26 protein-coding genes and 1 pseudogene are annotated in these 24,049 nt (G+C 55.5%); 23 read left to right on the top strand and 4 right to left on the bottom strand.

Going from position 1 to position 24,049, the window contains the following annotated elements:
* Nucleotides 1-65 precede the first annotated feature (65 nt).
* The gene (locus tag CBW42_RS15240; RefSeq protein WP_087018557.1) at nt 66-2,288 is read left to right on the top strand and encodes an ABC transporter permease subunit; all 2,223 of its coding nucleotides are present in this window, start codon (nt 66-68) and stop codon (nt 2,286-2,288) included.
* Nucleotides 2,275-3,003 (top strand): amino acid ABC transporter ATP-binding protein, encoded by a 729-nt coding sequence (locus CBW42_RS05510; protein ID WP_087018555.1) that lies wholly within the window; start codon nt 2,275-2,277, stop codon nt 3,001-3,003. Before CBW42_RS15240 ends, CBW42_RS05510 begins: the two co-directional genes overlap by 14 nt.
* A gap of 68 nt (nt 3,004-3,071) precedes the next feature.
* Here CBW42_RS05510 and CBW42_RS05505 read toward each other — a convergent pair whose 3' ends face one another.
* A complete protein-coding gene (locus CBW42_RS05505; RefSeq protein WP_165761074.1) occupies nt 3,072-3,662 on the bottom strand; it encodes a TetR/AcrR family transcriptional regulator in 591 nt (196 codons plus the stop codon).
* A 121-nt stretch (nt 3,663-3,783) separates the two neighbouring features.
* Here CBW42_RS05505 and CBW42_RS14450 point away from each other — a divergent pair, with 121 nt between their 5' ends.
* The 4 genes and pseudogenes from CBW42_RS14450 to CBW42_RS14960 all read left to right on the top strand — a co-directional run.
* Entirely contained in the window at nt 3,784-4,083 is a 300-nt protein-coding gene (locus CBW42_RS14450) for a hypothetical protein (protein ID WP_133058269.1), read from the top strand.
* Entirely contained in the window at nt 4,004-4,861 is an 858-nt protein-coding gene (locus CBW42_RS05500; protein ID WP_087018551.1) for a hypothetical protein, read from the top strand. Before CBW42_RS14450 ends, CBW42_RS05500 begins: the two co-directional genes overlap by 80 nt.
* A 21-nt stretch (nt 4,862-4,882) precedes the next feature.
* Nucleotides 4,883-5,539, top strand: coding sequence for a transmembrane-type terpene cyclase (locus CBW42_RS05495; protein WP_133058268.1), 657 nt, complete (start codon nt 4,883-4,885; stop codon nt 5,537-5,539).
* 305 nt (nt 5,540-5,844) lie between these two features.
* Nucleotides 5,845-6,165 (top strand): annotated as a pseudogene (locus tag CBW42_RS14960) (YmaF family protein); the annotation flags it as partial.
* Between the two features lie 87 nt (nt 6,166-6,252).
* On the opposite strand, the gene CBW42_RS05485 reads toward CBW42_RS14960, so the two are convergent.
* The 3 genes from CBW42_RS05485 to CBW42_RS05480 form a co-directional block, all read right to left on the bottom strand.
* Complete coding sequence (locus CBW42_RS05485) at nt 6,253-7,848, bottom strand: D-alanyl-D-alanine carboxypeptidase family protein (protein WP_165761073.1); 1,596 nt, start codon at nt 7,846-7,848, stop codon at nt 6,253-6,255.
* The gene (locus CBW42_RS14630) at nt 7,835-8,320 is read right to left on the bottom strand and encodes a hypothetical protein (RefSeq protein ID WP_165761072.1); all 486 of its coding nucleotides are present in this window, start codon (nt 8,318-8,320) and stop codon (nt 7,835-7,837) included. The genes CBW42_RS05485 and CBW42_RS14630 overlap by 14 nt, the downstream gene beginning before the upstream one ends.
* A 140-nt stretch (nt 8,321-8,460) precedes the next feature.
* On the bottom strand, nt 8,461-9,441 hold the full coding sequence (locus tag CBW42_RS05480; RefSeq protein ID WP_087018545.1) for a nucleoside recognition domain-containing protein: 981 nt from the start codon (nt 9,439-9,441) through the stop codon (nt 8,461-8,463).
* 102 nt (nt 9,442-9,543) lie between these two features.
* Here CBW42_RS05480 and CBW42_RS05475 point away from each other — a divergent pair, with 102 nt between their 5' ends.
* The 17 genes from CBW42_RS05475 (at nt 9,544) to CBW42_RS05395 (ending at nt 23,905) form a co-directional block, all read left to right on the top strand.
* Nucleotides 9,544-9,786 carry a YabP/YqfC family sporulation protein gene (locus CBW42_RS05475; RefSeq protein WP_133058266.1) on the top strand — a complete coding sequence of 81 codons (243 nt, stop codon included), beginning with the start codon at nt 9,544-9,546 and terminating at the stop codon, nt 9,784-9,786.
* A 4-nt stretch (nt 9,787-9,790) separates the two neighbouring features.
* Nucleotides 9,791-11,041, top strand: a complete 1,251-nt coding sequence (locus CBW42_RS05470) for a sporulation protein YqfD (RefSeq protein WP_087018541.1) — start codon at nt 9,791-9,793, stop codon at nt 11,039-11,041.
* A 71-nt stretch (nt 11,042-11,112) separates the two neighbouring features.
* Entirely contained in the window at nt 11,113-12,123 is a 1,011-nt protein-coding gene (locus tag CBW42_RS05465; protein ID WP_087018539.1) for a PhoH family protein, read from the top strand.
* Between the two features lie 9 nt (nt 12,124-12,132).
* Nucleotides 12,133-12,636, top strand: coding sequence for an rRNA maturation RNase YbeY (gene ybeY / locus CBW42_RS05460; protein WP_087018537.1), 504 nt, complete (start codon nt 12,133-12,135; stop codon nt 12,634-12,636).
* Nucleotides 12,626-13,099 carry a diacylglycerol kinase family protein gene (locus CBW42_RS05455; protein WP_087018535.1) on the top strand — a complete coding sequence of 158 codons (474 nt, stop codon included), beginning with the start codon at nt 12,626-12,628 and terminating at the stop codon, nt 13,097-13,099. Before ybeY ends, CBW42_RS05455 begins: the two co-directional genes overlap by 11 nt.
* Nucleotides 13,096-13,989, top strand: a complete 894-nt coding sequence (era, locus tag CBW42_RS05450; protein WP_087018533.1) for a GTPase Era — start codon at nt 13,096-13,098, stop codon at nt 13,987-13,989. Before CBW42_RS05455 ends, era begins: the two co-directional genes overlap by 4 nt.
* A 23-nt stretch (nt 13,990-14,012) precedes the next feature.
* Nucleotides 14,013-14,765, top strand: a complete 753-nt coding sequence (recO, locus tag CBW42_RS05445; RefSeq protein ID WP_087018530.1) for a DNA repair protein RecO — start codon at nt 14,013-14,015, stop codon at nt 14,763-14,765.
* 28 nt (nt 14,766-14,793) lie between these two features.
* Nucleotides 14,794-15,273, top strand: coding sequence for a DUF1648 domain-containing protein (locus CBW42_RS05440; RefSeq protein WP_087018529.1), 480 nt, complete (start codon nt 14,794-14,796; stop codon nt 15,271-15,273).
* 42 nt (nt 15,274-15,315) lie between these two features.
* Entirely contained in the window at nt 15,316-17,712 is a 2,397-nt protein-coding gene (locus tag CBW42_RS05435) for an endonuclease MutS2 (RefSeq protein ID WP_087018527.1), read from the top strand.
* 256 nt (nt 17,713-17,968) lie between these two features.
* Nucleotides 17,969-18,247: an HPr family phosphocarrier protein gene (locus CBW42_RS05430; protein WP_087018525.1), complete on the top strand. Its 279-nt coding sequence runs from the start codon at nt 17,969-17,971 to the stop codon at nt 18,245-18,247.
* A gap of 74 nt (nt 18,248-18,321) precedes the next feature.
* Nucleotides 18,322-20,166: an excinuclease ABC subunit UvrC gene (uvrC, locus tag CBW42_RS05425; protein WP_087018523.1), complete on the top strand. Its 1,845-nt coding sequence runs from the start codon at nt 18,322-18,324 to the stop codon at nt 20,164-20,166.
* The gene (gene rsmD / locus CBW42_RS05420; protein ID WP_087018521.1) at nt 20,163-20,720 is read left to right on the top strand and encodes a 16S rRNA (guanine(966)-N(2))-methyltransferase RsmD; all 558 of its coding nucleotides are present in this window, start codon (nt 20,163-20,165) and stop codon (nt 20,718-20,720) included. Before uvrC ends, rsmD begins: the two co-directional genes overlap by 4 nt.
* Nucleotides 20,721-20,757: 37 nt before the next feature.
* Complete coding sequence (coaD, locus tag CBW42_RS05415) at nt 20,758-21,243, top strand: pantetheine-phosphate adenylyltransferase (RefSeq protein WP_087018519.1); 486 nt, start codon at nt 20,758-20,760, stop codon at nt 21,241-21,243.
* Between the two features lie 45 nt (nt 21,244-21,288).
* Nucleotides 21,289-21,750, top strand: a complete 462-nt coding sequence (locus CBW42_RS05410) for a F0F1 ATP synthase subunit B family protein (protein WP_087018517.1) — start codon at nt 21,289-21,291, stop codon at nt 21,748-21,750.
* A 278-nt stretch (nt 21,751-22,028) separates the two neighbouring features.
* Nucleotides 22,029-22,445, top strand: a complete 417-nt coding sequence (gene mraZ / locus CBW42_RS05405; protein ID WP_087018515.1) for a division/cell wall cluster transcriptional repressor MraZ — start codon at nt 22,029-22,031, stop codon at nt 22,443-22,445.
* A gap of 18 nt (nt 22,446-22,463) precedes the next feature.
* A complete protein-coding gene (gene rsmH, locus CBW42_RS05400; protein WP_087018513.1) occupies nt 22,464-23,408 on the top strand; it encodes a 16S rRNA (cytosine(1402)-N(4))-methyltransferase RsmH in 945 nt (314 codons plus the stop codon).
* Between the two features lie 17 nt (nt 23,409-23,425).
* Entirely contained in the window at nt 23,426-23,905 is a 480-nt protein-coding gene (locus CBW42_RS05395) for a septum formation initiator family protein (RefSeq protein WP_087018510.1), read from the top strand.
* Nucleotides 23,906-24,049 lie beyond the last annotated feature (144 nt).

Raw genomic sequence — 24,049 nt, 5'->3', positions numbered from 1 at the left:
CCGCGAGTGTCTTTCGTAGGCCTCATCCTCTTTTTTGTAAAAAAATTGAAAGAAGGGACAAACACATGAAAAAGAGCACAAAACGTGTGCTGGCGATGTGTCTGGCCTGTCTGGCAGTATTGGGCGGTATGTTCTTTCCCGTTACCAAGCCGGCGCAGGCAACAGACGTCATCACCGTCGGCACCAACGCAGAATTCCCGCCGTTTGAGTACATCGGCAACGACGGCCAACCGGATGGATTCGATATGGCGGTCATCAAAGCGATCGGTGAAGCCGAGGGCTTTGAAGTTAAGATCACCAATATGGAATTCAAGTCACTGATTGCGTCGCTGTCCACGGGAAGTCTGGATGCGGTCATTGCGGGCATGACAGTCACGGACGAGCGCAAGCAGTCAGTGGACTTTTCCGACAGCTATTACACCGCGAAGCAGTGTATAGTCGTTCCGGCAGACAGCGACATCAAGAGTCTGGCAGACCTGAATGGCAAGAAGATTGCGGTTCAGGAAGGCACAACCGGTGACCTGCTGTGCACGCCGGCAGAGGACAACGATGTTATCACGGACGCAAGCACGGAGGTCAAGCGTTTTAAGAAGGGCACGGATGCTGTTGTCACGCTGAACAATGGCGGCGTCGATGCAGTTGTCATTGACAAAAACCCGGCAGAAACCTTTGTTGCCAACAACGAAGGCAAGCTCAAGCTGATCGAGGATGAGACCTCTACAGAGGAATATGCCATCGCTGTCGGCAAGGGCAATTCTGAGCTGTTGGAAAAGATCAACAGCGGCCTGAAGAAGATCAAGGAAGACGGCACATTTGACAAGCTGGTAGCGGAATACATCGGCGGCGAAACCGAAGAGGAAACGCCTGCGGATGACGGTGAAAAGCAGGTTGTCAATGTCGGTACCAACGCAGAATTCCCGCCGTTTGAATATATCGGCGATGACGGCGAACCGGACGGCTTTGACATGGCAGTCATCAAGGCAATTGGTGAGGCCGAGGGCTTTGATGTCAAGATCACCAATATGGAATTCAAGTCGCTGATTGCATCGCTGTCCACAGGCAGTCTGGATGCGGTCATTGCAGGCATGACCGTGACGGATGAACGCAAGCAGTCGGTCGATTTCTCTGACAGCTACTACACCGCAACACAGTGCATCGTTGTTGCAAAGGACAGCGGCATCAAGAGTCTGGCAGATCTGAACGGCAAAAAGATTGCGGTTCAGGAAGGCACGACCGGTGACCTGCTGTGCACACCGGGCGAGGATAATGACGTTATCACCGACGAAAACACGGAGGTCAAGCGCTTTAAGAAGGGCACAGACGCCATTGTTTCGTTGAACAACGGCGGCGTCGATGCGGTTGTCATCGACAAGAACCCGGCGGAAAATTTCGTTGCCAGCAACAGCGACAAGCTCAAGCTGATTGAGGACGACACGTCTACCGAGGAATACGCAATCGCCGTCAGCAAGGGAGACACGGAGCTGTTGGAAAAGATCAACAGCGGCCTGGCAAAAATCAAGGAAGACGGCACGTTTGACAAGCTGGTTGCCGAGTACATTGAGGGCAACACGGGAACCGAAAAAGAAACCTCCGACAATGTGATTCAGGAATTTCTGAATAACCTCAAGTATGTATTTGTCGACACCAATGGCTATCAGCTGATGGCCAAGGGCCTCGGCGTGACGATCGGCATTTCGATCTGTGCCGGTATTCTGGGCATTGCGCTCGGCTTTATCCTCGCACTGATGAAACTGACGGAAACGCGCAAAAAGCGCAAGACCGTATGGTCCCGCATTGCGGGCGCCTACATCGACATTATCCGCGGCACACCGGCCATGGTTCAGCTGCTGATTATGTTCATGGTTATTTTCCGCAGTCAGCATGCCTATGTCGCGGCGATCCTGTCGTTTGGCATCAACAGCGGTGCTTATGTCGCGGAGAATATTCGTGCCGGTATTCTTGCCGTGGATGTTGGACAGATGGAAGGTGGCCGTTCGCTCGGCTTCACCTATGGCGAAACCATGCGTTATATTATCCTGCCGCAGGCAATCAAGAACGTCATTCCGGCACTCGGAAATGAAATGATTACGCTGGTCAAGGAGACCTCTATTGTCGGTTATGTCGCAATTGTTGACCTGACCAAGGCGGGCGACTTCATTGTATCGCGCACCTATCAGGCATTCCTGCCGCTGATTGCAGTTGCAATTGTATATTATATCATCGTCAAGATTATGACCAAGATTCTCGCTGTCATTGAAAGGAGGCTGCGTCAAAGTGATAATCGTTAAGGATTTAAAGAAGAGCTTTGGCGATTTGCAGGTTCTCAAAAAAATTGACTGTCACATCAAGCCGGGTGAATGCGTTGTTGTCATTGGCCCGTCCGGTTCGGGCAAGAGTACCTTCCTGCGCTGCCTCAACCGTCTGGAAGAGCCGACAGGCGGCCAGATTATTTTCGACGGCCAGGATGTCACGGATCGTTCCAATGATATCAATAAAATCCGCCAGAAGCTGAGCATGGTGTTCCAGCATTTCAATCTGTTTAACCATCTGACGGTTATGCAGAATCTGACGCTTGCACCGGTCAAGCAGAAGCTGATGAGCGAAGCAGAGGCCGAGAAAAAGGCGATGGAGCTGCTCACGCGCGTCGGCCTGGCTGAGAAGGCGGATGTTTATCCGGCACAGCTGTCCGGCGGCCAGAAGCAGCGTGTCGCCATTGCGCGTTCGCTGGCGATGAACCCGAAGGCCATCCTGTTCGACGAGCCAACCAGTGCACTCGACCCGGAAATGGTCGGTGAGGTTCTGGATGTTATGAAGGCGCTCGCAAAGGACGGCATGACGATGGTTGTCGTGACACATGAGATGGGCTTTGCCCGCGACGTAGCGGACCGTGTGCTGTTTATGTCGGATGGTGTTATCACCGAGGAAGGCACGCCGGAGCAAATCTTCGATAACCCGCAGCAGGAGCGCACCAAAGCATTCCTCAGCGCAGTTTCCAACAAGTAAATTCTTGGATACAAACAGAAGGGCGCAGCCAGTCGGCTGCGCCCTTTTCGCGTGCAAATATTTGTCTGTTATCTCCGCGGTTCACTGCCGGAAGGCACCGGATCGTTCTGATCGGGTTCAAAAAGATACAGCTGTCCTGACAGAAACGCAGAGAGCAGCTCTGTAAGTGCCTGAATCGAAATGGGATGTTGCTGCTGGAACCAGCACAGCAGCAGATGTGCCAACGCGCCGCTGAGCAGCGCTTCGCTGTAAGGCAGGTTTTGGTCTTTGTGGCTGACAAACCGATCTGCAAACAGCGATACGCATTTGGCGATTTCATCCGCAATGATGCCACCCAGCTGATTGTCCAGCATGGATTGCAATAAAGTCCGGTTTCCGTCCAGTACGCTGGCAAAAACCTCCACCGTCTCGTGCAGAGAAATCATCGGCTTGCTGCTGAAGCGATGCAGCTGCTGCTCATATTGCTCGCGCAGGCAGAAGCGCAGCACCTCCTCCTTGGAGTCAAACATGTTGTAAAAGGTCTGGCGCGACAGATCCGCGCGCTTGCAGATGTTTTGAATGGTGATCTGCGCATACGGCTTCTCCTGCATCAGCATGAGGAGACTGTCTGCAATCCAGTGCTGGGATTGCAGCGCGGTGGGGTTGTTTCCCTGATACATGGACATTGCACCTCCCAATGTATAAGTTGCGCTCAAAACGTTGACAAATATCTAACTTGCGAATAAAATGCTATCATAATCTTTGACATATGTCAAGGCGACGGAGAAAGGAGCGAATTTTATGAACAACACGATTCCCGTAGAGCTGCATGCGCAGCCGGAGCAGTACAAAATGCTGGGTATGAAGCCTGGAACTCCCGAAGTATGGGAGGATAGCCTGCGCACCAGTGGTGCACAGGGGGAATACGAATGGTGGTATTTTGATTCCAAGCTGGAGGGCGGCGGAAATCTGGTTATCGTCTTTTATACGATATCGCCGATGGACAACCAGAACGGCGGGTTTGCCCCCCTATGCCACGCTGAATCTTACGCTGCCCGATGGCACGGAAATCAGGGATCGCCTCGACCCGGCAGAGGGTGATTTCAGCTTTGCCAAAGATCACTGCTGTGTCCGAATCGGTCAGTGCCTGTTTGAGGGCGATCTGCACGACTATCAGATTCACTACGAATCCGAACAGGTACGCGCCGATGTAAAGCTGCATGGCAACGTACCTGCATGGCGCACCGGTACCGGCCATATTTTCTTCGGCGAGTCGGATTATTTCGCATGGATTCCCGCCGTGCCGGAGGGCAGCGTACAGGTTTCCATTGTCCGGGATGGAAATGAGGAAAGCTACACAGGCACCGGTTATCATGACCACAACTGGGGAAATATCGGCATGTTTGTCCTGATGCACCATTGGTATTGGGGGCGTTGCAAGGTCGGTGATTATCAGATTATCAGCAGCTATATCACTGCGGGCCCGCAGTACGGCTATGCGCATACTCCAGTGTTCATGCTGGCGAAAGGCGGGGAGATCATCAGTGATACCAATGTGCAGCCTGTATATGAGGAAACAGACCTTGCTTTTGATGAGGTGACCGGCAAGCACTATTTCAAAACACTGATCTATGACTATGACGACGGCAGGCAGCATTACCGCATTACTTACCGGATGGAGGAGATGCTGGAGCAGGATGTCATGATTAAGCAGGAGGCTGTCCGTGTCGCCATGATGCAGCAGGGTTTGGATCCCACCTATACCCGGTTTTCTGGGACTGCTGTTGTGGAACGGCTGGAAAACGGAGCAGTTGTAGAGCATGTGGATGCGCCGGCTCTGTGGGAGCTGATGTATTTTGGTCTGGATGCGCAGGTCTGATTCCGGAAAGATGGGAAAATCATGAGATCACTGATAATAAATTTGCTGATTGTCGCCAGCGGTGTATGCTGGTCGCTGGTATATGTGGATTCCATCCGCACCGGCTTCAAACAGAAAACTTACTGCATGCCGCTGTTTGCCCTCGGACTGAACATCGCGTGGGAGGGCATATATGCCTATACGGATCTGTTTGTTCGCGCAACAGTCAGTGCGCAGGCCATCGCAAATACAGTTTGGTTTTTGCTGGATATTTTCATTGTCATTACATACTTCAAATATGGCAGGGAAGAAGCGCAGGGTGAGCTGGGGAAAAAGTCGTTTATCCCATGGCCGGTGCTGGTGCTGGCCTGCTGCATTGTGCTGCAACTGCTTTTTATTGCCGAGTTTGGGGATGTAGCGGGTGAGAAATATTCCGCATATTTGCAGAACATCGCCATGAGTGTGGCTTATTTGTACATGCTGAACCGCCGCAAATCGTCCAGAGGCCAGACCATGACGATTGCCGTGAGCAAATGCATCGGCACGCTGACGCCGACAATTTATGGCACAATAGAGGGCAACCGCTTTATTTTGGTCACTGGTGTGATCTGCTTTGTCTTCGATGTGATCTATATTTTCTGCCTGCATGGCGTAAAGAAAAAAGAACAGAGCACCGCAGAGAGCAATGCGTGTGCATAAAGTAAGGGCGCAGCCCACCGGCTGCGCCCTTTCCCCGTGTCACGATGGGGCGGAAACAGGCATAGAATGATACAGGGACGGCAAACGCGCCCCCCAGATTATGCAGACAGGAGAGCATTCTTATGGATTTCGAGACCATTATGGCACGCGCCGGCGGGCCGGAGTGTCAGGAGCAGAAACCGTGCGACCGCGATCGTGACCGTGACCGTGATCGCGACTGTGATTGTGACCGTGACCGAGATCGTGACCGCGACTGCGATTGTGATCGGAAGCGTGATCGGGATCGCGACTGTGACCGTGACCGCAGACGCAGACAGAAACATGTTCATGAAGTTCAGGGCAGCACGCAGATCTTTGGCTGCTGCAATGACGCCCACAACCATCGCTTTGCGACCGTAAGTGGTGAAGCCATCCCGATCGGCGGCAATGACCATGTGCATGAAATTTGCTTCCACACGGACTTTGCTGATGGACATTTCCACGAGTTCAAGGGCCGCACCGGCGGCGCTGTCTTTGTCGGCGGCGGCCGTCATGTCCATTTTGCCGAAGCAAGAACCGAAGAGGAAGACGGACACAGACATTGCTTCCGTGTTGCGTCGCTCATCGATTCGCCGATTGACAAATAAACGCGACAGTATGACAGGCAGCCTGCGGGCTGCCTGTTTCTGTCTTGCAATATAAAAACAGTCCGGGCAAAGCCGGACTGTTGTACATTATCTGCGGTTTTGGTTCTGTCTCTGCTTTCTGCGCTTCTGTGCACGACGTCTTCTGCGGTTGCGGCGGTTGCGTCCCGCGATAAACGAGAGGATCAGGTACAGCAGGAAAGCGGCAACGGCAATGCCCACAATGATGCGAACCGGTGTCAGACGGAAGAATTTCGCGATCTGGTCGAGAATGAACAGGATGACTGAGCGCTTGACTTCGGTCAGGGAGACCAGATCGGCAGTGGCACATTCCATGCCCTCGTAAGAATAGGTGACTGTGCCCAGCTTTTCTCCCTTGGCAATCGGTGCGTCATAGCTGTCTTCGACGGAAATATCGATGTCCAGTTCACTCATATCCAGTCCCTTCGGGACGAGTACCGGAACATCATTTGCCGTAACCAGCGTCACATGGTCGGTGCCGCGCGCCAGACGAACCGGGCACTCCGTGACGGCGGAGCCGGCAGAGGTTGCAGTCTGCATGCGGAAATTGTCAAATGCCCACTCAAACATGCGCTTGGTCTCGGTGAAGCTGCCCGCATAATCCGCGCCATCCTTCGCGCCGAGTACGACGGAGTAATAGGTATATCCGCTCTGCTTGGCGTAGGACACGAGGCAGTAGCCCGCCTGTGAGGTATGTCCGGTCTTGATGCCGTAGCAGTTGTCATAATAGATAGACGAATAACTGCTGAGAATCAGATGATTGGTTGTATAAATGACACGCTCCGGGTTTTTGTTGGTTGCCGGGAGTTTTTTCTGCGCTGTATTGACCACGGTTGCAAAGGTGGAATTCTGCATGGCCTGCTGCGCAATCAGATACAGGTCATAGGCACAGGTATAGTGGTTGTCGTTATGTAAGCCATTCGGATTGGCAAAGTGTGTGTTGACACAGCCCAGCTCTTTGGCGCGGTCGTTCATCATCTGGACGAATTCATCCACGGAACCGGCGACGGTGCGCGCGAGCGCATTGGCAGCTTCGTTGCCGGAGGGGAGCATCAGGCAGTACAGCAGATTCTCCACGGTGATTTTCTCGCCGATTTTCAGACCGGCATTGCTCGCGCCGTTTTTGACATCGGTGAAATCCTCCTCCTGCATCGTCACGACATCGTCCAGATTGCACTTTTCCAGCGCCAGCAGGGCAGTCATGATTTTGGTGCACGATGCGGGATACATCTTTTCTTTTTCGTTATTTGCATGAATGATCTCGCCGGTCTCGGCGTTGACCAGAATGGACGCCTTTGCATCGATGTCGATGGTCGGCATCTGGATCGAACCATCCTCTGCCTCGGCGCCGGTCTGGTTTTTCGGCTGCTCCGTTTCGGCAGGCTGCTGTTCGGTTGGATTCGTCTGCGCGCTGTCTGCGGCATCGGCATTGCTATCTGCTGTGCCAGCGTCGGTTGTGTCGGTGTCGGTTGTGCCGGTGTCGGTTGTGCCGGTGTCGGTGGCGCCGTCCGTCCCCTCTGCGGTCGGGGTGGTATCCGTTGTGGTCTGGGAAGCGGCAGGTGTTTCAGTGTCCGCAGGCTCCGGCTCAGCGAACGACGGTAGCGCCGTTCCGGCGAGCAGTGCAACGGACAACAGCAGTGCCCCCAGTTTCTTATTCCATTTCATGCCCATTGTCCTCCTGTGCGTCTGGTTTTTCTGCCGGTTCCTCGTTTGGTTCGGATGCAGTTTCCGGCTCAGCTGTTTCCGGAGTTTTTGTCGTTTTCGGAGCAGGTGCCATGTCGTCGTCATCCTCCCAAAGATCGGCAAACTGGCTCAGATCGTCGGAGATCAACGGCTTCTGCGGCGGCGTTTCCGGCTCCTCCGGTTTGGATTCGGCCGGGCGCGGCTGGTCATCGGTCTCTTTTTCCTCAAAAAAGAAATCATCGTCGGTGAACCGGCCGCGGATACGCGCGGGCTTGGGTGGCTTGCGCCGCAGCGCATCATATTCAAAGCGGCGGCAGCTGCCTGCCATCGCTACAATGCCGCGGAAATCGCAGACACCCTGATATTCATTGTCCGGCTTGCAGTGCGCACAGTATGCGCAGTGCGGATCGATGGACTCGTTGTATAAGCAGTTCCTGCGGAACAGATTGAACATAGTAAGTCTCCTTTTCGTATCATAGGGCACTATTTCCATATTATAGCGCAAAAGACACGCTGTTTCCAGAGCTATTATTTGAAAATATCGATAAAAAAACGGGATTATGGCGCCTAAATCCCGGCATGTGGGGAGAAACGTCACAATTGTGAAAGACTGGGGAAGATCAGAAGCAGCAGCGCGCACAGAAGTGCCGCCAGACAGGCATGTATGCATTTGCCGTACACGCAGCGGGTGAGCGCCAGGCCTTCCGTGGCGGCGGCGGTCTGAAACAGCACAGACAGCCCGCCAAAGGCGCACAGGAAGGAAACCGCAGTCAGGCGGGCGGAAATGGTCCCGGCATGGTCTGTCAGTCCGGCGAGCCCCTGTGTCAGCTCGACGCAGCCGGTCAGCAGGCTGTGCACACCGGAGGCAGACAGGCCGGAAATTGACAGCAGTGGCGTAAGGGCGGTGCATAATACGGACAGCATACCGGTCAGGCGCAGCAGGCACAGCACAACAGAAAAGAACAGGATGAATGCTGAGATCATCAGGCAGGAATGCCCGGCGGAGGTGACCGCCTGCACCAGACAGTGGAAAAACGGAAGCGGTTTGGTCTGATTTGCCGCATATACGGCGGACTGTGTGCGTTTTGGACGCAGCAGCAGCGCGGTGAGCAGTGCGGACGCGATGTGCACCGCATACAGGAATATGCCCGCGCGCAGTGAGTGAAACAGTCCGCCGCCACACATGCCGACCAGGAAGGCGGGGCCTGTGTTGTTGCAGCAGGCCGCGAGTGCGGAGGCTTCTTCCCGGGTACACAGCCCGCTGTGATACAGTTCGGCGGACATGCGCGCTCCCGCGGGATAGCCGCCGAGAAAGCCGAGTGCCAGCGCTGCCGCGCCACAGCCGGGCAGGTGGAAGCAGCGCCGCATGAATGGGGACAGCAGACGCCCCAGCTCCTGTGCCAGACCGCAGGAGACAGCCAGCGAACTCGCCGCGAAAAAAGGAAACAGCGACGGGATGACGGAGGTCAGGCACAGCGTAACCGCTGCGCGCACGGCGTCCGCGCAGTCTGTAGAATACCGGCACAGCAGCGCGAGGAACAGCACACAGCCGGTACAGACGCACAGCTTTCGCATCAAGACAATCCCCTCCTTTGCTTCATCCTATCGAAACAAGGCAACAAACATGCCCACCCTGCATACAAATTTTTGAGAGGCACCGAAGGGGGTCGGAGCAGATTGGAGCAGAGGTTTCACACACACATGGGCGACCCGACGGTGGAACTGGATGGAAATCGAAGTGTTGTCATTACCGGACGCTGCGCCATTACACTGTACAGCGAGACAGAGATGCGCGTGCGGTGCGGCGGACTGACGGTGCGCGTCAGCGGGGACGGGCTGGAGCTGCGCACGCTGGATGAAGCGGAGCTGTCCATTGTCGGGCTGATTGCGGAAGTGGGCTTTCTGACCGGAGAGGGGTGAGCGCATGGTTTCCAGATGGATCCGCCTGTGCGGCGGCATACTGACCGTGCGCGTACGCGGCGCGGAGCTGGAACGGTTTTTGAACCTGTGCACACAGGAACACATCCGCCTGCGCCACATTGAGCGCATTGATATCGACGAGCTGCATGCGGAAATTTCGCTGTACGATTTCTGTCGCCTTGCGCGGCTGAAAAAAAGAAAACGGTGCCGCATTCACATTCTGCGGCGGCGCGGTCTGCCGTTTCTGCTGTACAGAATGCGGCGGCGATATGCCCTGTGGGGCGGTCTGCTGCTGTTGTGCCTGGTGTGTTATGAGCTGGGAACACGTATCTGGGTGATTGAAACGGATTTTCCACAGGGGGTGGACGGCTATGCGGTGCTGGAGGAGCTCGATCAGCTCGGCATCGGTGTCGGCACAAAGAGTTCGGATATCGATGCGCATGCGGTAAAGGTGCATATGATGACGACGCTGGACGATTTGAAATTTTTTGCGGTCAACGTCGATGGCAATATTCTGTCTATCCAGACTGCGGCAGCGACCGAAGTGCCGGAGGTAGACCAGAACAACGGTGTGCGCAATGTCGTTGCTCTGCGCGACGGTGTGATTGACAAGATGATTGTCCGGCGCGGCACGGCAAAATGTAAACCGGGAGATGCCGTGCTGGCAGGAGATATCCTTGTCGATGCGCTTGTCGAGCCAAAGGATGAACAGCAGAGCGAGCTGGGCACGCCGCAGCTTGTTGACGCAAATGCGGACATCTGGGCGTCAACACGGTATACGGTGACGCGGAAAATGGCGCTGGAAGCGGACAAAAAACACAAAACTGGCGCGTCGAAAACGCGATATGCCATATGTTTTGGCAAAACACGGATAAATTTATATTTTGGCAGTAGTCTAATACAGGGGAATTGTGATAGAATAATATCGATTGAGACGGTAAAGCTCAACGACCATCTGGTGCTTCCGGTTTCGCTGTACCGTGAGACCATCACGCCGTACACAACGGAACCTGTGATGCATGAGGCCGCCGACGTACAGCCACAGCTGGAATACGGCGCGCAGCGCGCAGTCGAAGCGCAGCTTGCGGAGGGCAGCGTATCCTCCATGCAGGCGGATGTCAGCGAGGAGGACGGCGCGGCAGTCCTGCGCGCCACAGTCTGGTGCTATGAACAGATTGCCGAAAGCGTGGAGGACGGCAGGACAGAAGCTGACCTGCCACAGAAGGACGAAACGGAACAACCGGATGAATCATAAACAGGGCGCGTTTGATTGTTGCGTTTCAGATACGCCCTAGATGTTCAGACACAAGGAGAGCGAAAACATATATGGCAGAAATGACCATGCACATCGATGCGATTGATCTGATTATGGGCATCTTCGGTGCGTTCGATGAAAATATGAAGGTACTGGAAAAGGAGCTGGACGTGACGGTGCTCAGCCGGGAGACCGAGCTGAAGGTGACCGGTGCGGATGCGGGCAATGTCGAGTTGGCGATGAAGACCATCCAGTCACTGATGCAGCTGGCGGAGCGCGGCGAGAGCATCGGCACGCAGACCGTGCAGTATGTCCTCGGACTGGTGCGCGATGGACGACAGAACCAGGTCTCGGAAATCGGCAAGGATGTGGTGTGCATCACGGCGAAGGGAAAGCCGATCAAGGCGAAGACGCTGGGACAAAAGCGGTATATGGACGCCATGCGCACACATACTGTCACGATTGGCATCGGCCCCGCGGGTACAGGCAAGACCTATCTCGCCGTCGCTGCGGCGGTTGCGGCGTTTCGCGACAAGCAGGTCAGCCGCATCATCCTGACGCGCCCCGCAGTGGAGGCGGGCGAGAAGCTGGGATTCCTGCCAGGCGATTTGCAGAGCAAGGTCGACCCGTATCTGCGTCCGCTGTATGACGGTCTGTTCGATATGATGGGTGCAGAGACATTTAACAAGCTGCTCGAACGCGGCAGCATTGAGGTCGCACCGCTGGCATATATGCGCGGACGCACACTGGACGACTCGTTCATCATCCTCGACGAGGCGCAGAACACGACACCGGAACAGATGAAGATGTTTCTGACACGCATCGGCTTTGGCTCGAAGGCGGTTGTCACGGGTGATATCACGCAGATCGACCTGCCGGGCGACCGCGTAAGCGGCCTGAAGGAAGCGGTCAAGGTGCTGAAAAATGTCGAGGATATTGCCCAGTGCCAGCTGACTGACCGCGACGTTGTGCGCCATGAGCTGGTACAGCGCATCGTCCGCGCTTATGAAAAGTACGAGCAGCAGAAGGTTATGCGGCAGGCGAAGGAAGCACAGAAGCGCCGCCCAGCCGCGAGAAAGTGAGGGAATCACATGGAACACCGCATTCGCATCACCCCGGAGGTGGAAGTGGACGGCCTGGAGGCGGTCGGTGCATTGATCGAACGCTGTGCGAAGGCTGCGTTTGAAATGGAGCACGCGCCGGAGGGCTGCTTTGTTGATGTGACCATCGTGGACGGAGAGACCATCCGCGAGATCAACCGCGAAAACCGTGGAAAGGATGCCGTTACAGACGTGCTGTCCTTCCCAATGCTGGAATTCTTCAACGGCGAATGGCCGGAAGATGTGGAGGAAGAGCGCAATCCGGAGGATGGATCGCTGTTCCTCGGCGATATGGTTCTGAATTATGACCGCGCTGTCGAGCAGGCGGCGGAGTACGGGCACAGTGTGGAGCGCGAGTGCGGCTTTCTGACCGTGCATTCGATGCTGCACCTGCTCGGCTATGACCATGAGCGCAGCGAGGAGGAGCGCCGCATTCAGCGCACACAGGAAGAGGCTGTGCTGTCCTCGTTGGGACTGATCCGCGATGCGGATTGACATCGGCGGCCTGCGCCGGTCGTTTCACTGGGCGGCGCGCGGTGTGTGTCTCGCCCTGCGCGAACGCAATTTCCGCATCCATCTGACGGCGGCATGCTATGTCACGGCTGCCGGATTCCTGGCAGACCTGAGCCGTGCAGAAATCGCCGTGCTATGCCTGTGTTTTGGGCTGGTGACAGCAGCGGAGCTGGTCAACACGGCGATGGAAACGCTGTGCGACCGCGTCACGCGGCAGCATGACCCGCTGATCCGCGACGCGAAGGACATCGCGGCGGGCGCGGTGCTGATGACCGCGCTGTTCAGCGCGGCGGTTGGGCTGGTGCTGTTTGCCCATCCCGCGCCCATCCGCGCCATACTTACCAAATTGACGCAGCATATCTGGATTGACGCACTGCTGCTGGTATCTGTTCCGGCTGCGGTTGCGTTTGTTTTTGCAGTAGAACAAAAGGGAGAACTCAAATGAGTGTAACAAAAAGTGCTATCATATCCATTGTCGGCAAGCCGAATGTCGGCAAATCGACCCTGCTCAATCAGCTGGTCGGCGCGAAAATCGCAATTGTGTCCAACAAGCCGCAGACGACGCGCACACGCATCACCGGCGTGCTGACAAAGGATGACTGCCAGTTTGTCTTTCTGGACACGCCCGGCCTGCACAAGCCGCGGTCCCGTCTGGGCGACTATATGGTAAAGGTCGTCAACGATACGGTGACCGATGTCGACATTGCCGCACTGGTCGTTGACCCGGTGCCGCGCATCGGCCCGGCGGAGCAGGAGCTGATTGCGCGCATGAAGCAGTACCACATGCCGTCGGTACTGATTATCAATAAAATTGACACGGTCAAAAACGAAGATCTGCTTGCCGTCATCGCGGCATATTCGCAGGCGCACGAGTGGGACGCGGTTGTGCCGCTGTCCGCGAAGACCGGCGAAAACTGCGACATTCTGTTCGAGGAATTTGCCAAATTTGCGATTGAAGGCCCGCAGCTGTTCCCGGATGATATGCTGTGCGATCAGCCGGAGCGTCAGCTCGTCGCGGAAATTGTCCGCGAGAAGATGCTCGGTCTGCTTGACCGCGAGGTGCCGCATGGCACAGCGGTCGCTGTCGAGCGCATGCGCGAGCGTGACGACGGGCTGATTGAAATCAATGCGACCATTTATTGCGAGAAAAAGAGCCATAAGGGCATCATCATCGGCAAGAGCGGTTCGATGCTCAAGAAGATCGGCGCACAGGCGCGTGCGGACATCGAAGAGCTGCTTGGTACGCGCGTCTTTTTGGAGTTGTGGGTCAAGGTCAAGGAAGACTGGCGCAACAACCAGTATCAGATGCGCAACTTTGGCTATGAGGACGAATAACAGAGGACGAAAGGACAACGGACATGGCACACGTTACGGTGAAGGGACTGGTCATCCGCGAAACAGATTTCGGCGAAGCAGACCGCTATATCACCGTACTGACCGCCGAGCTGGGCAAAATTGAGGTGCTGTGCCGCGGAATCCGGCGCAAAAAAGGACGGCTTGCCAACGCAGTGGGGCTGTTCTGCTACAGCGAATTCACGCTGTTTTCCGGCAGGCGCTATACGCTGAGTGATGCAGAAATTGACACGCAGTTCTGGGGCATTACGGGAAACATTGAGCAATATGCGCTGTGCTGTTACTTTGCGGAGCTGGTCAACATGGCAGCGGATGCGGACAGCGATGTCAGCGGTCTGCTGCCGATGTTCCTGCGTGCACTGTATGCGCTTGACCGACAGAAGCGTCCGGTGCAGACCGTCAAGGCGGCGTTTGAGCTGCGGCTCGCGTCTGAGCTGGGATTTTCACCCGATTTGACTGGATGTGCCGTATGCGGAGCAGCTCAATGTGAGGCGTGGTCGCTTTTGCTGGAGAACGGTGCGCTTGTGTGCAGCGGCTGCCGCAAGCGCGTCGGCGGGACATATTACGACATGCCGCAGGGTGTGCTCGATGCCATGCGGTATATCCTGTCGTGCGACGGCAAAAGGCTGTTTGCGTTTGCGGTGAATGCACAGACGGCAGAGCAGCTCGGGCTGATCTGTGAGAGGTATCTGCTGTACCATCTGGACGTCCACTGCACAACACTGGATTTTTATCACTCTCTGTTCCAGATGCAGTGAGGACAAAAGAAGGGAAAGGTGAAAAAGGATGAAGACAGGGTATCGAACGCGCCTGCACCGGATATTGGAGCTTGGGGCATGGCTGATATTGCTGGCATCACTGCTCGTCGCCGTGTACGGCGTGCGCACGCTGCCGGAGGAGATCGCGACGCATTTCGCGCTTGACGGAACACCGGACGGCTACGGTTCTCCGGCTATCCTATTCCTTACGCCGCTTCTGATGGTGCCCTGTCTGGGTATCGTGAGCCTGATTGCGCATTTGGTAGACCCTGCACAGTGGAATATGCCGTTTGCGGTCAGGGAAGAGCGCAAAGCACCAGTATATGGGGACATACTGACGATGCTGCATGCGATTCAGCTGGAAATTGCGGGCTTTTCCCTGTATATGCAGGTGAAAAGCTATCAGCAGAGCGGTGATGGGCTTGTATTGGCGACCGTGCTGCTGACAGCTGCACTGGCGGTTACCATCATCGGCCTGTGTATCCTCGCATACCGGCACAACCGGTGATCCGTATCCTGTTATGACAATGATCTTTGGAGTTCACATATTATGAGTAAATTATCAGAAAAAAGCCTGAAAACGCTGGAATATTACACCATTCTCGACATGCTGGCAGAACACTGTGTCAGCCGGAAGGCGAAGCAGGCGGCGAAGGCGCTGCGTCCGCTGCATGATGCCGAGGATGTGCGCGAGCTGCTGACCCAGACCGACGATGCCAAGCGCCTCATGACGACAGGCGGCGCGCCCGCCTTCGGCGGCATCCGCGAAGTATCCGCCGCGCTCAGCCGTGCTGAGATGGGCGGCGTACTGTCCACGCGCGAGCTGCTGGATGTGGCATCGCTGCTGCATGCGGCAAATCAGGTGCGCAAATATGGCGCGGAGCAGCAGGAAAAGGGTCTGACAACGACGCTGGATCTGTATTTTTCGCGCATTAACAGCAACAAATATCTCGAAGAAAAAATCAACCGTGCGATTATCAGTGAGGAGGAGATTGCAGATGCGGCGTCCACGACGCTTGCCAACCTGCGCCGCCAGATGCGCGCGCAGAATGTGCGCGTGCGCGAGACACTGAACCATTTTGTCTCGTCTCCGACGTATTCCAAATACTTGCAGGAGAGCCTGATTACCCAGCGTGACGGACGATTTGTTATTCCGGTCAAGAGTGAACACCGCGGCGATATCCCAGGCATGGTACACGATGTATCGTCCTCCGGCGCGACGCTGTTTATCGAGCCGGCACAGGTTGTCGATGCAAATAACCAGCTCAAAATTCTGCTGGGCAAGGAAAAGGCGGAAATTGAGCGCATTCTCGCCGAGCTGACCGCGGATGTCGCGGACTTTTCCGATGCGATTGCGGCGGATTATGATGTACTGTGCAAGCTGGACTTTATCTTTGCCAAGGCGCGGTTCTCGTTTGCACTCAATGCCTGTGCGCCGGAAATCAGCGAAACAACGCAGGTCAATCTGCTGCGTGCGCGCCATCCACTGCTCGACCAGAAAAAGGCAGTGCCGATTGACATCGCGCTCGGCGGGGAGTATGATACGCTGGTCATCACCGGCCCGAACACGGGCGGCAAGACGGTCAGCCTCAAGACGCTCGGTCTGCTGTGCCTGATGGCGGCATCCGGTCTGCACATCCCGGCAAATGAGGAGAGCTCGGTCTGTCTGTTCCAGAACATCTATGCGGATATCGGCGACGAGCAGTCGATTGAGCAGTCGCTGTCCACGTTTTCGGCGCATATGAAGAATATCGTTGCAATCATGGATAAGTGTGGCCCGGATGACCTGATTCTGTTTGACGAGTTGGGCGCCGGTACAGACCCGGAGGAAGGTGCAGCGCTCGCTGTGGCAATCATCGAATATGGCCGTAAAATGTGCTCGCTCGTCGCGGCAACGACGCACTATTCTGAACTGAAAGTATTCGCCTTGACGACGGAAGGCGTTGAAAACGCGTCGTGTGAGTTTGATGTACGCACGCTTCAGCCGACGTATCATCTGCTGACGGGCGTACCGGGCAAATCCAATGCCTTTGCGATTTCCAAACGGCTCGGCCTGCCCCCAGCCATTATTGATCGCGCAAAGGAACAGATTTCTGCGGAAAATCAGCGGTTTGAGGACGTTTTGGAGACACTGGAGCGCGAGCGACACCAGTTGCAGAAGCAGCGCGAGGACGCAGACCGACTGCGCCGTACCGCACAGTCGGAGAAGGATAAGGCGGTGACGCTGAAGGGACGCGCAGAGGATGAAACCGATGCGATCCTGGAAAAGGCCCGCGATCAGGCGGAGCGCATTCTGCGCGAAGCGCGCATGGCGTCGGAGACTGTATTTGCCCAGCTGGACGAAATGAAGAAAAAGGCGGAGACCAATGCTGCCGACCAGAACCTCGCTGCCGCGCGTGCCGCTCTGCGCAGCACGCTGGGACAGGCGGAGAAAAAAGCAATGCGCCGCGAGAAAAAGACGGTTGAGCCGGACAGCGTGCGTCCGCTCAAGGTGGGCGATACCGTCCATCTGCTCAATGTCGGCGTAGACGGCGTTGTGCTCAAGCCGGAGGATAAAGACGGCACAGTTTATGTACAGGCGGGCATCCTGAAGGTCAATGTTCCGCTCAACGAGCTGCGCCTTGTCGAAAAGAAAAAGCCCGCGAAGCCGAAGACGACCTATCGCGCACCGGCGGGTGGAATGCGGGAAATAAAGCGCGCCCACGCAAAAAGCGAGCTGGATGTGCGCGGCATGACCGTCGAGGAAGCGCTGCTTGAGGTCGACCGTTATCTGTCCGACTGCCTGATGTCGCACCTCGATCTGGTGACGATTATCCATGGCAAGGGCACAGGTGCCCTGCGCGCTGCGATTCAGCAGCATCTGAAGCATGACAAACATGTCCGGTCCGTGCGCAACGGGCGCTATGGCGAGGGCGACCTCGGCGTTACCGTTGTCGAATTAAAATAGTCTTTGGCACAAAAGCTAAATTTTCGCCGCGAATTGTGCACGTTTGTGTAGATTTGCCCTGTTATTTCGTGAGAGAGGGTGTAAGCGCCTACAAATTCCGGCAGGAAAATGCTCTCTTTTGGTACAAAAGCATATTGACGAAACGAAAAAAAACAGGTATTCTATATATAATCTGTTATCGATTCCAGATCGGAACGATGTTGTATTGTGTTTGTATAGGTTTAGTTTTAATTTTGTTTATAGGAGCGATGTTGAAATGTTTTCACAGGAAGTTCAGGTAACCAATCAGGTTGGGCTGTATGCGCGCCCGGCTACATTTTTCATTCAGTGCGCCAATGGGTTCAAGAGCACCATTCTGGTTGAAAAGGAAGAGCGCAGAGTAAACGCGAAGAGCCTGCTCGGCATTCTTTCCCTCGGCATCACCAAGGGCACGACCATCACGTTGATTGCAGACGGCGTTGACGAGGTTGAGGCTGTCAATGCGCTGACCGATCTCATCCAGTCCAATTTCAGCGACTCGAACTTCAGCGACTGATTTCAATCCAACGCACGCAAGAAGACACCGCTTGTTTTGCGGTGTCTCTTTTTTTCTCCGGGAAAGGAGGCTGCATGTCCAGCAGGGAAGAGCTGCACCAGCGGGTGCTGACACTGCCGCGTGAGCCGGGTGTCTATATCATGAAAAACCGGCAGGGGCAGGTTATTTATGTCGGCAAGGCAAAGGTGCTCAAAAATCGTGTCTCCCAATATTTCCAGAACGAGGCAAAGCATACGCCCAAGACGCGGAAAATGGTAGAAAATATTGATAGCTTCGATATTATTGTGTGTGAATCGGAATTCGAGGCGCTTGTGCTCGAAAACCAGATGATTAAAAAATACAAGCCGAAGTATAATATTTTGCTCAAGGACGACAAGGGCTATCCGTTTATCCGCGTGTCGACAGACCGCCCCTATCCGGAGTTCACGGTCGTCGGGCGGCGCGGGAAGGACACGGCGCGGTATCTCGGACCGTATGCCGGGCGCGGCGCTGCCATGCAGGCGATTGATACGGTCAGCCGGGCACTCGGCCTGCGCACCTGCCGCCGTGTGCTGCCGCGCGACATCGGCAGATCGCGTCCATGCCTGAATGCCCAGCTTGGCCGCTGCTGTGCGCCGTGTGCCGGGACAGTCACGCAGGAGGAATATGCTCAGCGTGTGGCGCAGGCGATTGATGTACTCGAGGGCAATTACAAACAGCTCGCGGAACAGCTGGAACAGCAGATGATGCAGGCTGCGGAGGAGGAGCACTTCGAGCAGGCGGCACAGCTGCGCGACCGCATGCGCGCGATTATGCGCGCGGGACAGCACCAGATGGTCGTCGCAAGCGGATTTTCCGATACCGATATCATCGCATTCGTGCAGGGTGAGACGCGCGGCTGCATTGTCACACTGCACTATATCGCGGGCAATTTCCACGACAAGGAATACACCATGCTGGACGGCACGTCGAGTGAGGACGGTGCAGAGCTGCTCGGCAGCTATATCAAGCAATATTACTCGCTGCGCGGGGTTGTGCCGCCGCTGGTGCTCGTTTCGGAGGAAATTGAGGACATGGCAGCGGTCGAGACATTTTTGCGCTCGGTCGCGGGCAAGAAAGTCACGCTGACCGTCCCACAGCGCGGCAGGCGGCGTGAGCTGATGCACATGGCGAAGAAAAACGCAGAAGAAGAGATTATTCGCATGGAGACAAATGCGGAGCGCCGCCAGAAATCACTGGAGCTGTTCGGCAGCATGATGGGGCTGACCGAGACACCGGTTAGCTTTGAGGCATATGACATCTCCAACCTTGCGGGGACAAATACCGTCGGCTCGATGGTCGTTTTTGAAAACGGAAAGCCCAGGCGCAGCCGATACCGCCGGTTCCGCATTGAATCGGTTGCGAACGGGCAGGATGACTATAAGGCGATGGAAGAAATGCTGGCGCGCCGCATGCAGCGCTGGAAGGACGGTGACGAAAAATTCACCGAGCTGCCCAGTGTGTTCCTCATTGACGGCGGCCTGGGGCATGTGCGCATAGCGAAGCAGGTTCTCGACCACTTCGGCTGCACAAAGCCGGTGTTCGGCATGGTCAAGGACGATCACCACCGCACGCGCGGCCTTGTCGCGCCGGACGGCAGGGAATTCAGCATTTCGGCAACACCTGCGGTCTTTGCGATGGTCGGGCGCATCCAAGAGGAGGTGCATCGTTTTGCGATCACCTATCAGCGTCAGCTGCGCGGGGCAGATGCCGTGCGCTCCGAGCTGGACAACATTCCGGGCGTCGGGGAAAAACGGCGCACGGCGCTTCTGAAGACCTTTCAGAGCGTCAAACGCATTCGTGAGGCGACTGTGGAGCAGCTGGAAGCGGCTGTACCGCATTCCACCGCACAGGCGGTCTATCATTATTTTCACAGCGCGCAGGAGGAGACAGAGAAATGAGAGTCATCAGCGGAAGCGCACGCGGTAAGATGCTGGATGCTGTGCCGGGCATGGATACACGCCCGACGACCGACCGCGTCAAAGAATCGGTTTTTAATATTTTACAGTTTCGTGTCGTCGGCGCAACAATGCTCGATTTGTTTGCAGGAACCGGGCAGATGGGGATTGAAGCGCTCAGCCGCGGCGCAGCACGCGCGGTGTTCGTCGATCAGGCACAGAAGGCGGTCTCCGTCATTCAGAAAAATATCGCGGGTGCACGCGTGCAGGCGCGTGCGGAGGTCATCCGAGCGGAGTTCCATCAGGCGCTTGAGCGGCTGCGTGGACAGAAATTTGACATTATTTTCCTCGATCCGCCCTATGGCGGCGAGATATTAAATTCTGCGCTGAATGCTGTAGAATTGTTTGACATCCTGTCGCCGGATGGTATAATAATATGTGAAAGTTCCGTGGAGGATACCGTCATTTGCCCAGACAGCCTGTCCGTACAGAAAACCTATCGGTACGGCACGATTTGCCTGACGGCGATGCGCCGAAAGGGAGCAGAAAACGACTGAGGAGGCTTTCCGCACAGGGGAGCCGGAAAGGCACAGTATGAGAATCGGGGTATATCCCGGCAGCTTTGACCCTGCCACGCTCGGACATTTGGACATTATTCAGCGTGCATCCCGTCTGTTTGACAAGCTCATTGTCGCACCGATGATTAACGGCGAAAAGCATTCGTCGTTTACGATGGAGGAAAAGGTGGACTTTCTTCGGCGCATGACGCGCGATCTTCCCAACGTGGAGGTCGAGAGCTTCGGCGGGCTGCTGGCGGATTATGTGAAGGAAAAAAACGCCTGCGCCATCGTCAAGGGACTGCGCGCAGTGTCCGATTTTGAATATGAATTCCAGATGGCGCTTGCAAACAAAAAGCTGAATCCGGATGTGGATACCGTCTTTTTGATGACGGGACAGAAGTATCTGTTCCTGAGTTCGACAATCGTGCGCGATATTGCACGCCACGGTGGGGACATTACCGGTTTTGTTCCGGAGGAGATCCGCGACGATATTATGAAAAAACTGGATCGGACAAGGTGAGCGTCCGAACGTCAGATAGATTACAATCATGGGAGGGCTCAAGATATGGTTGCTGTTTTAGAAGAACTCGTAAATTCGTTATATGACATGATTCAGGAGGCGCGCAGCGTCCCGCTCAGCACGGAAAAGTGCATGATCGACCGCGAACGGGCGCTGGATATTCTGGACGAAATCCGCACCAGCATGCCGAAGGATCTCGAGATGGCGCGCGCGATTGTCGAGAAGCGCAATGAGATGGTTGCGGCGGGCAAAAAGGAAGCGGATGACCTGCGCCGCAAGGCGGAGGAATATGTGCGCAAGACGGTCAACGAAAGCGCACTGGTTGCAGAAGCACAGAAGCAGGCGGACGAAATCGTTTCCAGCGCGGAGCAGCAGGCAGCACAGCTGCGCAGCGCAGTCAGCACCTATTGCAGCGACAAGCTGAACGCAACTGAGGCCTGCGCACAGGCGACATTGGAGGAGGTACGCAAGTGCCGCCAGCAGTTTGAAAGCGCCAACCAGAAATAAGTGTCTTACATGAGCAGATACAGGGCAGAGAATGGACTCGGTTCGTTCTCTGCTCTTGTTGCTTTGGACGAAGTTGCCAAATACAACCAAAACGGGCGAACATACGTTCGAATGTTCGCAATCTGTTCACAAATCACTAAAAAAGTCTTGCTTTCCACTCAAAAAAATCCCGCATGTCCTTGCATTTTCAGATTACAAAACGTATAATAAAACTACGGTGGGGAAAGGTGGCGCAAAATACCACGGATTTCCGCTGAACGGAGCAGGAGGGCGCAGCTGTGAAGGGTGAGTATCAGCATACCTTGGACGCCAAGGGCCGCCTGTTCATCCCGGCAAAGCTCCGGGAGGAGTTGGGCGACAGCTTTGTTGTGACCAAAGGGCTGGATGAATGCCTGTTCCTGTACCCGCTGGATGCATGGAAGGCGCTGGAAGATAAGATCCGGCAGCTCCCCATGTCGAAATCAAGAAACTTGCAGCGATTCTTCCTGTCGGCGGCGGCTGATGTCACCGTGGACAAGCAGGGTCGCATTGTCGTTCCGCCCGTCCTGCGCAGTCACGCGAAGCTGGTACATGACGTTACGATCATCGGCGTGCTTGACCGCGCGGAAATCTGGGACAGGCAGAAATGGGACGAATACAACGGACAGCTTGACGCGGGCAGTATCGCGGAAGCGATGGAAGATTTGGGCTTTTAACGGAGGATTCAGACAGGAATGGAATTTCAACATATTTCGATTTTGCTTTCCGAATGCCTTGACAGCCTGAACATCCGCCCGGATGGTATTTACGTGGACGCGACGCTGGGCGGCGCGGGGCATTCCCTGCACATCGCGCAGCGGCTGACCGCAGGCGGCAGGCTGATCGCGCTCGACCGCGACGACATGGCGCTGGAAAATGCAAAGGATCGTCTGGCGGATGTCATGGATCGTGTTACACTGGTCAAGAGTGACTTCCGCAATCTAGACACGGCGCTCGCATCGTGCGGCGTGGATCAGGTCGACGGCGTCCTGTTTGACCTCGGCGTGTCATCGCCGCAGCTGGACATCGCCGAGCGCGGCTTCTCCTATATGCAGGATGCACGGCTCGATATGCGCATGGATCAGCAGCAGCAGCTGTCTGCCTATGAGGTTGTCAACCAGTGGGATCGTGCAGAGCTGCGCCGCATTTTACAGGAATACGGCGAGGAGCGCTATGCGCCGCAGATTGCCGCGGCGATTGACCGCGCCAGACAGCAGCAGCCGATTGAAACCACGGTCCAACTCGCGGATATCATCCGCAGCGCAATGCCGCCGGCAGCACGCCGCGAAAAACAGCATCCTGCCAAGCGCAGCTTTCAGGCGATCCGCATTGCGGTCAATGATGAGCTGATGGCTGTACAGGAGGCGATGGATCGCGCCATTGACGCGCTGGCACCCGGCGGGCGTCTGGCGGTCATCACGTTCCATTCTCTGGAGGATCGTATCGTCAAGACCGCGTTCCGAAAGGCCGCACAGGGCTGCACCTGCCCGAAGGACTTCCCCGTCTGCGTGTGTGGGAAGACTGCAAAGGTGAAATTGGTGGCACGCAAGCCGATGCTGCCGTCTATGCAGGAAATCGCTCAAAATCCCCGCGCACGGAGCGCCAAATTGAGAGTGTGTGAGAAATTATCGGATCATTAAGGGAGAGCGGCTCAACAATGAGAGAGTATTCCGGGCGCGGCGGAGCAACTGCCGGCGCCGTTCAAGATAAAAACATAAGTGCAAGCAGAAGAAAGCGGGAGCGTCAGCGTGCGCTGCGCCGCCGCAGACGGATTCATATGCTGGCGATGGGACTCATCGGTGTGATCTGCGCATTTATCGCGGTCACTACGGTGTCGTGCTACGTCCAGATGACCGAACTCAAGGGGCAGGTCGAGCAGAAACAGGCGACCCTTGCGCAGCTGAACAGTGAGTATGTCTCGCTCAACGCGAAAAAAGAAAATTCGGTGGATCTGGATGAGGTGGAGGATTACGCCAAGAATGTCCTGGGTCTCGTCAAGATGGATCGCAGCCAGGAGGAATACCTCGAACTCCAGAAGACTGACCAGGTCGAGGTGAATGAGGCTTCCAGTGGGGTGGACAAGCTGGTCTCCAGCTTTGTAAAGAGCTTCAACGCCATTTTATCATTTTTGCGGTGATGAAACCATATACATATTGAAAGCAGTGGGAGTGAGAAGTGTGAACAACCTTCTGACTCCTGTTTTTTGTCACAATGACGATGAAATGACGCTACAGTTGTGATATAATAACATGTATTCCGTTTTGATACAGGTATCAGGCAG

Origin of the sequence: Butyricicoccus porcorum, assembly GCF_002157465.1 — a bacterium.
Classification (GTDB): Bacteria; Bacillota; Clostridia; order Oscillospirales; family Butyricicoccaceae; genus Butyricicoccus_A; species Butyricicoccus_A porcorum.
The sequence above is the reverse complement of the archived record's forward strand: the minus strand, read 5'-3'. Positions and strand labels throughout refer to the sequence as shown.

What these genes read in the sequence shown, in the direction of transcription:
- CBW42_RS15240 (WP_087018557.1), top strand. Translation starts at nt 66, where the DNA reads ATGAAAAAGAGCACAAAACGTGTGCTGGCGATGTGTCTGGCCTGTCTG.
- CBW42_RS05505 (WP_165761074.1), bottom strand. Translation starts at nt 3,662, where the DNA reads ATGTATCAGGGAAACAACCCCACCGCGCTGCAATCCCAGCACTGGATT.
- CBW42_RS14450 (WP_133058269.1), top strand. Translation starts at nt 3,784, where the DNA reads ATGAACAACACGATTCCCGTAGAGCTGCATGCGCAGCCGGAGCAGTAC.
- CBW42_RS05495 (WP_133058268.1), top strand. Translation starts at nt 4,883, where the DNA reads ATGAGATCACTGATAATAAATTTGCTGATTGTCGCCAGCGGTGTATGC.
- CBW42_RS05485 (WP_165761073.1), bottom strand. Translation starts at nt 7,848, where the DNA reads ATGAAATGGAATAAGAAACTGGGGGCACTGCTGTTGTCCGTTGCACTG.
- CBW42_RS14630 (WP_165761072.1), bottom strand. Translation starts at nt 8,320, where the DNA reads ATGTTCAATCTGTTCCGCAGGAACTGCTTATACAACGAGTCCATCGAT.
- CBW42_RS05480 (WP_087018545.1), bottom strand. Translation starts at nt 9,441, where the DNA reads ATGCGAAAGCTGTGCGTCTGTACCGGCTGTGTGCTGTTCCTCGCGCTG.
- CBW42_RS05470 (WP_087018541.1), top strand. Translation starts at nt 9,791, where the DNA reads ATGGTTTCCAGATGGATCCGCCTGTGCGGCGGCATACTGACCGTGCGC.
- CBW42_RS05465 (WP_087018539.1), top strand. Translation starts at nt 11,113, where the DNA reads ATGGCAGAAATGACCATGCACATCGATGCGATTGATCTGATTATGGGC.
- ybeY (WP_087018537.1), top strand. Translation starts at nt 12,133, where the DNA reads ATGGAACACCGCATTCGCATCACCCCGGAGGTGGAAGTGGACGGCCTG.
- CBW42_RS05455 (WP_087018535.1), top strand. Translation starts at nt 12,626, where the DNA reads ATGCGGATTGACATCGGCGGCCTGCGCCGGTCGTTTCACTGGGCGGCG.
- era (WP_087018533.1), top strand. Translation starts at nt 13,096, where the DNA reads ATGAGTGTAACAAAAAGTGCTATCATATCCATTGTCGGCAAGCCGAAT.
- recO (WP_087018530.1), top strand. Translation starts at nt 14,013, where the DNA reads ATGGCACACGTTACGGTGAAGGGACTGGTCATCCGCGAAACAGATTTC.
- CBW42_RS05440 (WP_087018529.1), top strand. Translation starts at nt 14,794, where the DNA reads ATGAAGACAGGGTATCGAACGCGCCTGCACCGGATATTGGAGCTTGGG.
- CBW42_RS05435 (WP_087018527.1), top strand. Translation starts at nt 15,316, where the DNA reads ATGAGTAAATTATCAGAAAAAAGCCTGAAAACGCTGGAATATTACACC.
- CBW42_RS05430 (WP_087018525.1), top strand. Translation starts at nt 17,969, where the DNA reads ATGTTTTCACAGGAAGTTCAGGTAACCAATCAGGTTGGGCTGTATGCG.
- uvrC (WP_087018523.1), top strand. Translation starts at nt 18,322, where the DNA reads ATGTCCAGCAGGGAAGAGCTGCACCAGCGGGTGCTGACACTGCCGCGT.
- rsmD (WP_087018521.1), top strand. Translation starts at nt 20,163, where the DNA reads ATGAGAGTCATCAGCGGAAGCGCACGCGGTAAGATGCTGGATGCTGTG.
- coaD (WP_087018519.1), top strand. Translation starts at nt 20,758, where the DNA reads ATGAGAATCGGGGTATATCCCGGCAGCTTTGACCCTGCCACGCTCGGA.
- CBW42_RS05410 (WP_087018517.1), top strand. Translation starts at nt 21,289, where the DNA reads ATGGTTGCTGTTTTAGAAGAACTCGTAAATTCGTTATATGACATGATT.
- rsmH (WP_087018513.1), top strand. Translation starts at nt 22,464, where the DNA reads ATGGAATTTCAACATATTTCGATTTTGCTTTCCGAATGCCTTGACAGC.
- CBW42_RS05395 (WP_087018510.1), top strand. Translation starts at nt 23,426, where the DNA reads ATGAGAGAGTATTCCGGGCGCGGCGGAGCAACTGCCGGCGCCGTTCAA.